Annotated in this window: 10 protein-coding genes; all 10 read left to right on the top strand. The window is 54.3% G+C overall.

The window, feature by feature from the left end:
- The first annotated feature begins 30 nt into the window (after positions 1–30).
- Positions 31–2,100, top strand: coding sequence for an MGH1-like glycoside hydrolase domain-containing protein (locus NYE33_RS22830; protein ID WP_341067713.1), 2,070 nt, complete (start codon positions 31–33; stop codon positions 2,098–2,100).
- The gene (locus tag NYE33_RS22825) at positions 2,097–3,494 is read left to right on the top strand and encodes an FAD-dependent oxidoreductase (protein WP_341067710.1); all 1,398 of its coding nucleotides are present in this window, start codon (positions 2,097–2,099) and stop codon (positions 3,492–3,494) included. The genes NYE33_RS22830 and NYE33_RS22825 overlap by 4 nt, the downstream gene beginning before the upstream one ends.
- A 27-nt stretch (positions 3,495–3,521) precedes the next feature.
- Positions 3,522–7,271 carry a sugar-binding protein gene (locus NYE33_RS22820; RefSeq protein ID WP_341067708.1) on the top strand — a complete coding sequence of 1,250 codons (3,750 nt, stop codon included), beginning with the start codon at positions 3,522–3,524 and terminating at the stop codon, positions 7,269–7,271.
- A 69-nt stretch (positions 7,272–7,340) separates the two neighbouring features.
- Positions 7,341–8,627: a Gfo/Idh/MocA family oxidoreductase gene (locus NYE33_RS22815; RefSeq protein WP_341067706.1), complete on the top strand. Its 1,287-nt coding sequence runs from the start codon at positions 7,341–7,343 to the stop codon at positions 8,625–8,627.
- A 464-nt stretch (positions 8,628–9,091) separates the two neighbouring features.
- On the top strand, positions 9,092–9,784 hold the full coding sequence (locus NYE33_RS22810; protein ID WP_340987088.1) for a response regulator transcription factor: 693 nt from the start codon (positions 9,092–9,094) through the stop codon (positions 9,782–9,784).
- 81 nt (positions 9,785–9,865) lie between these two features.
- A complete protein-coding gene (locus NYE33_RS22805) occupies positions 9,866–10,789 on the top strand; it encodes an ATP-binding cassette domain-containing protein (RefSeq protein ID WP_042137436.1) in 924 nt (307 codons plus the stop codon).
- Positions 10,782–11,543: an ABC transporter permease gene (locus NYE33_RS22800; protein WP_042137438.1), complete on the top strand. Its 762-nt coding sequence runs from the start codon at positions 10,782–10,784 to the stop codon at positions 11,541–11,543. Before NYE33_RS22805 ends, NYE33_RS22800 begins: the two co-directional genes overlap by 8 nt.
- Before the next feature lie 106 nt (positions 11,544–11,649).
- Complete coding sequence (locus NYE33_RS22795) at positions 11,650–12,465, top strand: sensor histidine kinase (RefSeq protein ID WP_341067705.1); 816 nt, start codon at positions 11,650–11,652, stop codon at positions 12,463–12,465.
- 197 nt (positions 12,466–12,662) lie between these two features.
- Positions 12,663–13,223 carry a glycerol-3-phosphate responsive antiterminator gene (locus NYE33_RS22790; protein ID WP_039292156.1) on the top strand — a complete coding sequence of 187 codons (561 nt, stop codon included), beginning with the start codon at positions 12,663–12,665 and terminating at the stop codon, positions 13,221–13,223.
- A gap of 135 nt (positions 13,224–13,358) precedes the next feature.
- Positions 13,359–14,186 (top strand): HAD-IIA family hydrolase, encoded by an 828-nt coding sequence (locus NYE33_RS22785; protein WP_341067703.1) that lies wholly within the window; start codon positions 13,359–13,361, stop codon positions 14,184–14,186.
- The last annotated feature ends 9 nt before the right edge of the window (positions 14,187–14,195 follow it).

Here is a 14,195-nt window from a genome sequence, read left to right as displayed (position 1 = left end):
AGTACAGAATTCCATTTCCGGAGGGAACACATGAAGGTGACTACAAACTATACACTCGGTTCATTTGCGTTTGATTTACGGAAAAGTCTGGCACCTGCTGAACATCTCTGGGTGAGCAGCGGTTATAGTACTGCGGCGCCGTCCGCACGAACGGTCAGCGGCGTTCAAGGCTGCTATTCGCCTCCTTATGCCGCCAAGGATCTGGCCGTTAAACTTCATATAACAGCGGACGGACATCCTGTCCGGGATAACGGAGACTTAGGCAAAGGGGACTGTGGCGTACTGTATGCGAAGGGCGTATGGCAGCCCGATCAGATCAAAAGACAAGGAACATACCATCATCTGGTGGACGGAAACCTGTTATCACTGGCGGTGTCCAGTGAATTGACGCCTCTGGCGGATACCCATGGCTTCCTCCTGACTCAGCGGATCAAGAACCGCAGTCTTAGAACGGTAACGGTTGCTGTTCTACCGGAGCTGGTGCCGGGAAGCCCGGCCATGGTTCCGCTGGACGATTGGGACTATGGAGCACCGCTGACCTCTGCCGGTCCTGCGCTGCAGATTGAGGAAGGAATCTGGGAGAACGAACAGGTCCGTATTACACTGCTTCGGGAAGGGGATCGGGAGCTGAGCCTTGGAGAAGGGGAGGAGGCCGTGTTCCGGCTGGCTGCGGTTCTGACTCCTGCCGGACAAGAGTTCCGTTGGGAAGAAGGGCAGACCCTGAAAGAGCTGGGGGGGCGGACAACCGTAGTCTGGGAACGCCGGCTTGAGGAAGCCTGCCGTGAATTGCCGGTGCTGCAATCGGATATTCCGGGACTGGAAGACTATTACCGCCGCTCATTGATCAGCGGGATGGTCTGTCTGTGGGAGAACCCGGAATTCGCCATTCAGCCTTTTCCCGCCGTCTCCGGCTTGGAAGGTGCAGGAATCTGCTGTTATCCATGGGATGCGGGGGGATACGGTGCAAGAACGCTGGCGCTGATGCTGGGGAAGGACAAAGCGGCAGAGCTGGCTAGTCTGATGGCAGCCAGCGGCATTGAACGGCACTCCCGGTTTGCTCCCAGCGGACAAGGGGCCCATGTGCCCTATTCGTATAGCTTATGGTCGTTTCTGAACTTTGCCTGGTCGATCTTTGTGCTGCATGGGGGAGAGGCAGAGCTGTTCCCGACCATGCGGACGCTGGCCTTATATGACGATAGCCGGTTGCCGGAGTGGAATGAGCTGCTGGATTACGGCCTTCAACCGAACCTGCTGGAAATGCGGGGTGCAGGCTATGAACATATCGTAGCCAGTCCGAATGCCGAGCGGGCATGGAGTTATGACCGCTTGGCCGATCTGGCGCAGCATCTGGATCTGGCGGCGGATCAGCCCGCACAGGAATGGCGGGACAAGGCGGAGCGTATCCGCCAGTCGATCCGCACCCATCTGTGGGATGAGGACAAAGCCTGGTTCAAGGCCATATATCCCGAAGGCCATGCGGAATCGATCTATTCGATTCAATATTATGACGCGCTGCGCTTCGGGGCCTGCACCGAGGAGATGAAGGAGGGAATGTTCGCACAGGTTAGGGATGGGGCATTTCTCGGCAAATACGGCGTAAGCAGTATCTCGGCCGAAGATGAGCTGCATTATGAGCAGAATGATCCGGATTGGTCGGGAGGCGGAGCCTATACCGGGGATGGGCCGATGCTTGCGCTGACGCTGTGGGAATCCGGCCGCGATGAGCTGGCCTGGGATACATTGAAGCGCCACTTCTGGATGGGGCAGCATCTGCCGTATTATCCGCAGGAGCATTACTGTGACCGCCCGGCTGTTCCCGTGCATAAGCGGGCGAATGTGGTCGCAGGCTTGGCCGGCGCGGAAGCAATACTGTTTGGCCTGGCCGGTCTCGATCCCCGCCTGGACGGCAGCTTATGGATTCATCCCCGCCCGCCCGCTGAAGGAAAGGTCTCTCTTTCGGGATTCACATTCCGGTGCCATGCCATTGATGTGCGGATGAGCCCGGAATGGTGCGAAATCATCTGCGATGACAAGGTAATCTACAGCGGTGTCCCCAGCCTCCGTGAGGTTGTTCAGTCCCCCGGGAGCCGGAGGAATTGAAGAGAGAGAAGGGAGCGGACGCTATGAAGGGAAACTGGAATTTCGAGCTTGTGGTGGTAGGAGCAGGAGTCGGCGGGATCAGCGCAGCCCTGGCTGCTGCGAGGTTGTTCCGGCGGGTGCTGCTGATTGAGGCGGGGCCTGAAGTCGGCGGCACCGGCGTCTTCTCCAGCGTCTCGCTGATCTGCAATTTCCGCGACAGTATGGGACGCCCGGTTACAAGCGGCATTCACCGCGAGCTGTTCCCGGCGGCGTATACCCATTACAACGAACAGCGGGTGCCGACCTATGATGAGCAGTTTCTGAAGTCCACCTATCAGCAGCTCCTGGAAGCTGAGCCAACGCTAACTGTGTGGACCGGGTGCTCGGTGAATGAGGTTGATGTGGAGAAGGGTCGGATTCAGCGACTTCACCTTCAGGGCAATCAGGCTGGAACGGTTGCCGCAGAGGTATTTCTGGATGCCACGGCGGACGGTAATCTGTCCGCAATGGCAGGGATGCAGTACGAAATCGGCCGTGAAGGTGACGGCAAGCTGCAATCAGCCACCGCCACCTTTCGTGTGAGCGGCTTCGATCCCATGAAGCTGAAGAATCCGGATATCCAGACCTGGCCGGCGATCCATTCCCTGCGGCTTGAGCTGCTGCCGTATTATCAGGAGCTTAAGGACAAGGGGGAGACCGCTAATCCAAGGCAGAGCATCACCTGCTTTCCTTATCCGGACGGCAAGTCGCTGCTCTTCAACTCCACCTCTGTGCTGGGAGTGGACCCTACCCGTCCGGATTCAGTAAGACTGGGCATGGAGGAGGGTACCCGGCAAGCCAATGAATTGTTCGGGGCCATCTGCAGGCATCCGGCATTCCGGCAGGCCAGGCTGGATTATATCGCGCCGCGACTCGGTGTCAGGGAAGGCCGGCGGATCACTGGTGAGTATGTCCTGACAGCCGACGATTGCCTGAACAACCGGCATTTCGGGGATATGATTGCAGCTTGCGCCTACTCACTGGACATTCACAGCCCGGATGGAGGAGCGACCCGGCTGGAGCGCATTCCCGGGGACGGATATTATCATATTCCTTATCGTTCACTGATCCCCGTGGGCTGCTCCAATCTCCTGCTCGCCTCCCGCTGCATCAGCGGAACCCATGAGGCGCACAGCTCTTACCGGATCATGGCGTCGGTCAGCGCCATCGGTGAAGCGGCGGGGGTTGCTGCCTCGCTGGCCGTGATTCAGGGGAAGGCGGATGTAAGGGAGGTGATGCCTGCACATATCCGTTATGTGCTGCAGCTGCGGGGGCAATTCACAGAAGGTGAAGTGGAGCGGATCCCGCTTCCGGCCAGTCCGCAGCAGGAACAGCCTGGATCATTGGAACCGAACTTCAAGTCAAGTCATGACTGACCATTCAGAAGGGAGGAATACGCAACGATGAATAGGAGAAGCAGCAAGCAAGCCGTATGGGCGTTGATCATCGTGCTGGTATTCTCCATGGCGGCAGAGGGGTTCCCCTCTGCTGTCTACGGAGAACAATTGAGAGCGATTGCATCACCTGGGGGGATCATACCGCCGGATGCTCCGGGCACTCCCGCCAGCGTAACTGAGTCCGTCTATGAAGAACCGGCTTCACCGGTCATTACAGACTGGGAAGATGATTTCCGCAGTAGCTTCGGTAAGCATACGCACGCTTTGGCTCTGGAAGCGGAGGACATCGTCATTGACGGGGTAGTGGACGAATGGGATCGCTACGCAGAGATCCGGCTTCCGGAGGCTGCCGGGCAGGTGCTGGTCGAAGGCTGGGGAGGACCTGCGGATGTATCCGCCAGCGTCTATCTCGCTTATGACCAGAGCTACTTCTACTGGACGGCGAAGGTGACGGATAATGTGCATGCTCCTGTCTCCGACAGCACTATGTGGAGAGGGGACAGCATCCAGTTCGCCTTCAGTCCCGGCGGCAGCTACGGGCCGGAATACGCCATCAATTATATGGACGGGCAAGCGCATGTCTGGCAGTTCAGCGAAGGCGGAGCCGCAGCAGGAGCGGAAGTGATCACGGCTGCAGCCAGCCGGACCGGACAGGAGACCTTCTATGAGGTACGGATGCCGTGGTCTGCTATCTCCACGGGTATGCCGGAGAACGGGGAGCTTCCGTTCACGCTGCTGTTCAACGACAATGACGGCGCGGGCCGCCGGGGCTGGCTGGAATGGACACCGGGCATCGGCAAAGCCAAAAGTCCGGCCGATCATGCAGTGATTCATCTGGTCCCTTCCGCCGACCCTTGGAGCTTCTGGGTGGAAGGTCCCCGGGAGATCAATGTGAATACGACTGTCTCTTATTCGGTGTACGCTGTGAACACGACCAGTGAACCGCATAACCTCCATCTGTCATCCAGCCTGCCGGGTGTTGAAGCGGATTTCACGCTGCCTGCCGGCTCGGCCGCCGGATGGAGCCTGCCGTTCACCACGGCGGACCCCGGAGAGCAGCTGCTTGAATTCACGCTTGCGCAGCAAGGGAGTACTGCCGGCAAGCGGCAGGAGCTGAAGGTGACTGCGGTGCTCGATCCCGCAGAGATTGAGGCCATGCTGGATAGTGTGAATGCACAACTGCCCGGTCTGGAGCAGTTGCTGCTGCAATGTGAGGCACAAGGACTGTCCACAGATTATGAGCGGATTGATTATACCGTAATCAAGGACTTCATTGGTTACGGCAAGGAGGATATCGTGCAGGGGCGGCTCGGCAGAGCGCAGTATGTGGCGGCTGAGCTGGAGACGATGCTTGCAGGCAGCAAGCAGCAGCTGGAAGGGTATCTGGATGGCAGCCTGACCCCGCAGTCCGCCCCCCGGTATGTCTCCGGACGCCCGGAGATTTCCGGATATTCCTTCGTGGGTGACACCATCGTGAGGAGTACGGGCGTCACCGAAGAACGGCCAATCTTCTTCACGGGCTACGGTCACTTCAACCAGGTGAAGCGGGATATTCCGAAGCTTCAGGATCTCGGAGCGAACGTAATCCAGATTGAGCTGGGGCCAAGGGATGTCATTCTGGACAAACAAGATTTCGTAAACCGCTACACCGTCAACCGCTCCGGTGCGGTGTCTGCTACAGCAGCAATTACAGAAGGGATAAGCCATTCCGGCAATCATTCCCTGAAGATTGCCAATGCATCGCCGCGGCAGCCGAATGTATTCATCAATGTCGCCCAGACCTTAGCAGTAGAGCCGGAGACTACCTATGAATTCAAGGTATGGGTGAAGGGTGACAATGCCAGGAACGTCTGGTTCCCGGGCGGAACGGGCTGGAAGCAGCGTCAGCCGTTGCCCGGCGGAACCTATGACTGGACGGAGGTGACGTTCGAATATACCACAGCGAAGGGGGAGGTATCCTACCCGCTGGTTATTTTATCCGAGAATACAGGTACGGTCTGGGTGGATGACTTAAGTGTTGTCAAGGCCGGGAGCACGGTGAATCTGATTCAGAATCCCGGCTTTGAGGAGCTGGGAGGTTATTCCCCAGACAAGGAATACGTTGTCTCCACCCGCAAAATCCAATCGGATCTGTTACCGGCGCTGCAGCGGGCTGAGGATTATGATGTTGCGGTCAATCTCCTGATTTCCCCGCATTATTTTCCGGACTGGGTACTCGCAAAGTGGCCCGAGCTGAAGGTGGAGAATAACGGCTCTATCAAATTCTCCCTGTTTCAGCCGATGGCCCAATTCATTATAGAGGATTATCTGCGGGCCTTGATTCCTGCCATCAAGGATTATGATTCGCTGCAGAGTCTTACGCTCACCAACGAATCGGTCTATATGGCCAATAAGGATGCCTATGCGCTGCCTGCCTGGCAGGAGTATCTTGAAGGCATCTATGACGGCGATATCGGGCAGCTGAACGGCGTCTATCAAACAGCCTATAGCTCATTTAGCGAAGTGCCTATGCCTGAGAATATTACAGCTTCTCCGGCGTCTTATGACTATGTGCTGTTCAACCAGGATTACTTCGCCAGCTGGCATGAATGGATGGCCGGAATTATCCATGAGCTTGCTCCTGAGCTGCCTGTGCAGGCGAAAATCATGGGTGATCCCCGGGGCAGCCTGTCCTGGGGCGTGGATATCGAGCGCTTCTCGGAGTTCAGCCAGATCAACGGCAATGACAACTGGAATTATATCAACGAAGGCCCGAAGGGCTTCATGGAAGAACTCAGCTTCTATGATTTGCAGGCTTCCTTCAAAGAAGCCCCGGTCTTTAATTCTGAGCATCATCTGATCGCAGACGGGGACAAAATGTATACGCCGGAACAGGCAAAGCATGTCCGCTCCGTACTGTGGCAGAGTGCGATTCACGGCAGGGGCGGCTCGGCCATCTGGGTCTGGGAGCGGACATACAATGAAACGGCCAGTACCGAGGGCAGCATTCTGCACCGGCCGGATGTTGTAGCTCAGGCGGGACGAACCAATCTGGACCTGAACCGGCTGGCCGGCCAGGTTACCGCCTTCCAGAACGAGCAGCCACAGGTTGCGATTCTGTATTCTACAGCCTCAGGCGTCTTCTCCGGTGATTATTCGGCAGTCTCACTCCGCTCTTATGAAGCGTTGTCTTACAGCGGCTACAAGGCTGGATATGTTTCTGAAGGGCAGGTAGACAATGGCGGGTTGGACGATTATAAGCTGCTGATTGTGCCAAACGCTTCAAGAGTCAATCCGGAGACGCTGAGCGGAATCAGACAGTTTATGGAGCAGGGCGGACGGGTGCTGCTGATCGGCTCCCACGCTTTGGAGCTTACGCCGCACGGCGCGGCGCTCTCTGCCGCAGACAGAAGTTATGTGCTCGCCCATGCGGACAAAATATCTGCAACGGACTGGACCGCAGGCCAAATCAGAGATTACTTGTTACCGGTCCTGCAGACTGTAAATCCGGGGCAGCTGCTGCTGCTTGATCCGGCAGACAATGCTCCCGTATACAATGTCGAGTGGAGAACCGTTGAATACGGGGGACACACACTCATGAATGTGGTTAACTATGGCCCGGAACCCGTGGCGGTCAAAGCAGTCCGCAACGGATTAACGGCAAACGGCTTCATGGATCTGATTACAGATCAAAGCACTGCGGGCCAGACTATAGAGCTTCAGCCGCTGACCCCCTATTTGTTCAGTCTGGACTTTCCGGCTGAGACAGATAACTGAGGGTAGTGCACGGCTGCGATGCAAAAACTGGAACTCAATTTAAGAGCTAACTTTAGGAGGCGCACGTAATTGGACAAGAAGCGTTATGTACAGGTAGGCATTGGCGGCAGGGCGCAATTTTTCTATGAAGCTATCGCGAAGGAGTACAGGGATTCTGCGGAGCTTACCGCTTTTTGCGATGTGAATCAGACACGTATGGATTACGCCAACAAGCTGTTGTCGGAGACACACGGGTATCTGCAGGTGAACACCTACCTGGCTGAGCAGTTTGACACCATGATCGAGACAGAGAAACCGGATATTGTCATTGTCACCAGTGTCGACCGGACCCATCACAGATATATTATCCGCGCGCTTGAGCTTGGCTGTGATGTGATCACAGAGAAGCCCATGACCGTTGATGTGGAGAAATGCAAGGAGATTTACGAAGCGGTGGAGCGTACCGGACGCAAGGTCAGGGTTACCTTCAATTACCGCTATGCCCCCCATCATACGAAAGCCCGCGAGCTGATTGCCTCCGGGGTAATCGGGGAAGTGCATTCCATTCATTTCGAATGGCTGCTGAATACGGAGCATGGGGCGGATTATTTCCGCCGCTGGCACCGGGACAAGCGCAACAGCGGGGGACTGCTCGTTCACAAATCCACTCATCACTTCGATCTGGTCAACTTCTGGATCGGTGCGGAGCCGGAAACGGTGTTTGCCTTCGGCGACCTGCGATTCTATGGCCGGGAGAATGCCGAGAACCGCGGCGTAACTTCATTCTATCAGCGTGCCACCGGAAATCCGGCTGCCAAGGACGATCCCTTTGCCCTGCAGCTGGATGAGAATCCCGTTCTGAAGGAGATGTACCTGGATGCAGAAGCAGAGGACGGCTATCAGCGGGATCAAAGCGTGTTCGGCGACGGAATCAGTATTGAGGACACCATGGGAGTAATGGTCCGGTACAGCAATAAGGCGATTCTTACGTATTCATTGAACGCCTACATGCCTTGGGAGGGTTACCGGATAGCTTTTAACGGCTCCAAGGGCCGAATCGAAATGAGCATCGTGGAAAAATCCTATGTCAATGCCGGAGGTGACCGTGCCCTGGAGGGAGCTGTGGAGGGTAAGCATATTGTGGTGCATCCCATGTTTGGAGCGCCTTATGAAGTTCAGGTGGATGAAGGAACGGGAGGCCACGGCGGCGGAGATCCTGTGCTGCTGAACGATCTGTTCGGAACGCCGGACGAGGATATTTACCACCGTGCGGCCGACCACCGGGACGGAGCCCGCTCCATCATGACCGGAATCGCCGCCAATCAGGCCATGCGGACCGGACTACCGGTCCGGATCAAGGATCTGATTACCATCTAAATTATTGAAGAAGGCTGGCGTAGGCTGCTACGTCGGGAAGAGCAGGTTTTGAATACAGTTGTGTGCTTATAAGAGGCATCCCCATCAGTTAATGATGTATGGGGATGCCTCTACTTATAACAGCAGCTTCCCTGAGGAAATATAAATAACTCTTTCCATAAAATCCTGCACATAATACAACATTCCCCTCATCCTGTCGGCCCAAATTCAAAATTGTTGTATAAAATGCAGGATTTCACCTTTTTCAAGCGGCTTAGCAGGTTTATTCTTGTATTTCATACAACAATCTTCCCGAATACCAGGCTATTAATAAATCAAAGTTGCAAAACGTACAACAATGATGCCTAAAGGGCTTACTACCGATGGGGACAGCTATTCATTCTGGAAAAAGAAGCAGAAACAGTCTATCATAAAAACATAGATTTCAGAAATGACAGCCAATTAAGGAAATACAAGGAGATACGATGAATAATTCGATACATATTCTTGTAGCCGAGGATGATAGCGATATCAGCCGGCTGCTGTGCAGTATTATACGAAAAAGCGGTTATGTACCCCAGCCGGCCTTCTCCGGAACCGAAGCGTTACTCTATCTGCAGCAACGGGAATGGAGCATGGTATTGCTGGATTTAATGCTGCCCGGAATGACCGGGGAGGAGCTGCTGGATTGGATCCGTTCACGGGGAGATGTGCCGGTCCTTATCATTTCGGCTAAAGGTGAACAGCATACCAAAGTATCCGCGCTGCGCGGAGGTGCAGACGACTTCATTACGAAGCCCTTTGATCTCGAGGAGGTGTCCGCACGAATCGATTTGCATCTGCGCAGGTATGCACAAATTGCGGCTCCGCCTGTATCGCGCATCATGCAGCATAAAGGACTCCTGCTTGAATCCGACTCTAGAACGGTGACTGCAGAAGGGATGAAGGTTGCACTGACCGCCAGGGAATACAAAATTCTAAGCTTGCTCCTGTCGGCACCCCAAAAAGTATTCACCAAAGCAAATCTATACGAAAGCGTATGGGATGAGCCCTACCATGGTGATGACAATACGGTCAACGTACATATGAGCAATTTGCGGAACAAACTTGTGAAGGCTGCACCGGGAAGCGAATATATCGAGACCGTATGGGGCATGGGCTATCGGCTAAAGCCTTAAGACATTCTTAAGATTCGGCTTTAGACTCTCTTAAGTTATTGTTTCTATACTTGGTCTAAGACAGAAGGAGGCCAAGAGACTATGAATGAAGTTATTTTGCAAACGAATCAATTGTCCAAGAAGTTCCAAGGCGGTGTAGCACTGGATAAAGTAAATTTAACGATCCGCAAAGGTGCTATCTATGGCTTTATCGGGCAGAATGGAGCAGGAAAATCAACACTGATGCGCATCATAACCGGACTTGCTTTTCCAACCGGAGGATCAATTGAATTATTTGGCGCCGGCGACGAGAAGTCGTTAACCCGGGCACGCAAGCGAATGGGGTTGATTATTGAGAGCCCCGCATTGTTCCCGCACATGACTGCCGGAGAGAATCTGGAGGTGAACCGGCTCCTCAGGGGCATTCCCGGTAAAGATAGCGTCGTACGTATGCTGGAGCTGGTCGGGCTACAGGATACAGGCAGGAAGAAAGTAAAGAATTTCTCGCTTGGCATGAAGCAGCGGCTGGGCCTGGCAATCGCCATGCTGAGCGATCCCGAATTTCTGATTCTGGATGAGCCGACCAACGGGCTGGATCCGATGAGCGTCATCGAAATGCGCGAACTGCTCAAGCGGCTTAACCATGAACGGGGATTAACGATTCTGATCTCCAGCCACATTCTGAGCGAACTGCATCTGCTCGCCAGCCACTATGGCATCATTCATCAGGGAAAGCTGCTGGAACAGCTCACCGCCCGGGAATTAAATGATAAATGCCAGCAATATTTGTTCATTAAATCGGATAATCCGGACAAAGCAGTAACGGTCATTCAGAACGAGCTAAATACCCATGATTTCGAAGTGATGCCGGATGGGGCCATTAAGCTGTTCGGCCGTTTCGGGCAACCCGCGGAAATATCTTCGGCGTTATTCTCTGCAGGTGTACAGATTGAGCAGTTCATGCCCATGGGAGAAGATCTGGAGAGCTATTTCATGAAGCGGATCGGAGGTGCCGGCTATGTATAATCTGATTAGATCCGAGTTGTTCAAGCTGCGCAAGGACCGATCCTTCCGCGTGCTGCTGCTTATAACCGCCGCTCTTTCACTGGCCTACCCGCTGCTCTACTATTTTGATAACAAGTCCAGTGGAGCGCCGCAGTTCACGGGAGCAGAATTCCTGATTACTTTTATTGCAAGCAATGCTTATGTGATCAAATTGGGCGTAGCAGCCCTGGCAGGATTCTTCATCGCCAATGAATATTCAACAGGTGTAATGAAGTCGATCGCATCATCAGGCCACACCAGAGGCAGGCTATTCGCTGCCAAGCTGATTGGATTCTCTATCGGAACCATGGCTATTTCTCTGGTATTCCCGGTCATAAGCACAGCAGAGGTCTCGCTGCTTGCAGGTTTCGGCCACCTGCCGGAGGGTGTAGATTCGTCCTTCATATTACGGGTTCTTGGACTAACGCTGCTGTATACTTCAGGCTACGCGGCAATCGGAGCCCTGTTCACTGCCCTATTCACCGACAGCGGCAAATCAATCGGCTTCTCGATTATTTTCTTTCTATTGATTGATTCCGTTCTGGGCGGCTTGGTTGAATACATTCCTTCCTTAACCAAGGTATATGAATATTCGATCTTCAAGCTTATGGGGGATATCGGCAAGCCCAGAATGGATAGCCATGATCTGCCGGCGCTCCTGCTTGTGCCCATACTGACGATCGCCGTATCCGGGCTGCTCGGTATTCTTGTGTACCGCAGAAAGGAAATCAAATAGATATGAAAGGGGCGGAAGAGTCTTGCTTATCCTGACGCTTATACTAACTGCGGCGGCAGCTCTTCTGCTTGCCTATCTGCTGCTGCTCAGGCGGGAGCTAAAGCGTATGACACAGCAATTGTACCTTTACAACAAGGGAACTACCGGTAAAAAAATTGAAGTCACCTTATTCGACAACCGGCTGGAAGCGCTAGCGAGTCAAATTAACCGCCAGTCCGGACTTGTCGTCGAGGCAGAAGCACGCAGAAGACGGAGCGAGCAGGAGCTGCGGCAGGCAGTTGCGAACATTTCCCATGACATCCGTACTCCGCTGACCTCCATATCAGGTTATGTTCAACTGCTTGGAGCGGAGCCGGTTACGGATGAGGAGAAGCAGGAATACCTCTCGATCATTCATAACCGGACGAAGCGTCTGCAGGCGTTGTTGAATGATTTCTTCGAGCTGTCCCTCATTGAGTCCCCCGATTATCAGCTCAAGACGGAGCGAATCGGAATGACTGTACTCCTTTCAGAAATACTGGTTGGTTTCTACGACCGTTTCAATGAACAGAACATTATACCGGATATCCGGCTGCCAGAGGAAGACGTGGTTATCTATGCCGATGAATCAGCTATACGCAGGGTGGTTGAGAATTTGCTCATCAATACTGTCAAACATGCAAGTGGAGAGGTGAACATTTGCCTCCAAAAGAGGGACGGGTTTGCCGAGTTGAGGATCGTTAACGAGGCGAAGGCATTATCAAGTGACGAGGTAAGGTTGATATTCGACCGTTTCTACACAGTCGACCGCACACGTTCTGCCCAAGGATCCGGACTAGGACTCTCGATTGCCAAAAGTCTTATGGACAAGATGGACGGAACTCTGACAGCCGAGATGCACCAGGATCATTTGATGATGACTTGCCGTTGGAAGATCAAATAGCTCTCATGCAGTGCTTGATATACGAAGCCCCGAACCCTGTCAGTTATCTGCGGCAATGGAATTCCTTGCCTGAATGTTAACTGTAACTTTTACAGCGCTCTGATATTAAGCGAATAAAAGCTCTGTAACATAGAGTCTAGGACCAGCAGGAAGACAAGCTGGCAGCTGCAAGCTATAAGTGAAGGGAGGATGCTTACTTGAAGCATAACCCCATTATTGCTTCGATCACCGAGGAGTCACAGATTGATCAGGCGGTTGCCTGCGGTGTGAAGCGTGTGAATCTGATGACCGGCAACATTAATAACCTGGGGCAGATTGTGAAGCCGCTGCAGCATGCAGGCAAGCAGGTATTCGTCCATGTAGAGATGGTCGGCGGGATTGGCAGAGATGCGGCGGCGATTCAGTATTTGGCTGAAGCCTTCCGGATCGACGGGATCATTACCACCAAGAGCAATGCCATCGCCACAGCCAGAGCCCACGGGCTCGCCAGTATCCAGCGCTTCTTCGCCATTGATACGGCAGCGATAGAAACCGCGCTTCGGATGATCAAGACCTGTAATCCCGATGAGGTCGAGCTCATGCCCGGACTGATGCCGAGAATCATCAAAGATATGAAGCAGCGCATTAAGCAGCCGCTGATCGTAGGCGGACTGATCCGGGAAAAGCAGGAAATCAGCAGTGCGCTGGACAGCGGCGCCGATTATGTCTCCATTGGGGACGCGGCCCTGTGGCAGTGGAAGCGTGAAATAAGTGAATAACGTACCCCGGGGTGGAGACGATGAGAAAACCCAGCGGTCAGTTATTAGCATTCGATGGAGCCTTACGAGGCTGTAATCGGAGGCTTAATTTCTGGAGCTGGTTTTTTTGTGCGGAAATTCCGGCGCGGAGAACCAGTGAACCTGAATGAAAAGGAGCAAGCGCTGATGGACATCGCTTCATATGAAGCCTACTGCTTTGATTTGGATGGGACCGTGCTGATTGGCGATCAGCTGCTTGCGGGTGTGGTGGACACGGTTGCGGAGCTGCGGCGAAGGGGCCGGAGAGTTCTTTTTCTGACCAACAGCTCGGTCCATACTCCCCGGGATTGCCAGCGCAGACTGGAGCACATGGGGCTGGCCTGCGGGGAAGAGGAAATCTTGACGGCACTCTATGTCAGCGGCAGGTACTTCGCACGGGAAGAGCCGGAAGCCAGGGTGTATCTGGTTGGAGAAGCGGTGATGCGAAGGCAAATGGAGGAGTCCGGAGTGGCCGTCACCGGGAACCCGGAGGCAGCGACCCATGTGCTGGTAGGCATGGACCGCGAATTCAATTATGAGAAGCTGGTGCTCGGAATGAGAGCGGCAAGAGGGGGCGCCAGGCTGGTGGCGGTCAATCCCGATCCGGCCTGCCCGGTGCCCGGAGGTTATATCCCGGATACGTGGGCGATTGTCAAAGCGCTGGAAACTGCGGCCGGGACAGAGGCTGAGCTGATTATAGGCAAGCCTTCTCCCTATTATGCGCAGGAGGCGCTTCGGCTGCTGGCCTGTCCCCCGGAGCAATGCCTGATGGTGGGTGACCGGCTGGAGACAGACATTCTAATGGGTAACGGCAGCGGCATGCAGACGGCCCTTGTCCTTACCGGAGTGAGCACAAGAGCGGATATCACGCGACAGCAGATTCTTCCGGGTTATGTTCTGAACTCCCTGGCCGATCTGTTCAACAAGCAAGCCGAACCCCAATAACAGGAGGAT

Origin of the sequence: Paenibacillus sp. FSL R10-2199 (assembly GCF_038000235.1) — a bacterium.
Taxonomy (GTDB): Bacteria; Bacillota; Bacilli; order Paenibacillales; family Paenibacillaceae; genus Paenibacillus_AQ; species Paenibacillus_AQ phytohabitans.
This window is presented reverse-complemented; position numbering and strand designations above follow the sequence as displayed.

What these genes read in the sequence shown, in the direction of transcription:
- NYE33_RS22810 (WP_340987088.1), top strand. Translation starts at nt 9,092, where the DNA reads ATGAATAATTCGATACATATTCTTGTAGCCGAGGATGATAGCGATATC.
- NYE33_RS22820 (WP_341067708.1), top strand. Translation starts at nt 3,522, where the DNA reads ATGAATAGGAGAAGCAGCAAGCAAGCCGTATGGGCGTTGATCATCGTG.
- NYE33_RS22795 (WP_341067705.1), top strand. Translation starts at nt 11,650, where the DNA reads ATGACACAGCAATTGTACCTTTACAACAAGGGAACTACCGGTAAAAAA.
- NYE33_RS22830 (WP_341067713.1), top strand. Translation starts at nt 31, where the DNA reads ATGAAGGTGACTACAAACTATACACTCGGTTCATTTGCGTTTGATTTA.
- NYE33_RS22800 (WP_042137438.1), top strand. Translation starts at nt 10,782, where the DNA reads ATGTATAATCTGATTAGATCCGAGTTGTTCAAGCTGCGCAAGGACCGA.
- NYE33_RS22805 (WP_042137436.1), top strand. Translation starts at nt 9,866, where the DNA reads ATGAATGAAGTTATTTTGCAAACGAATCAATTGTCCAAGAAGTTCCAA.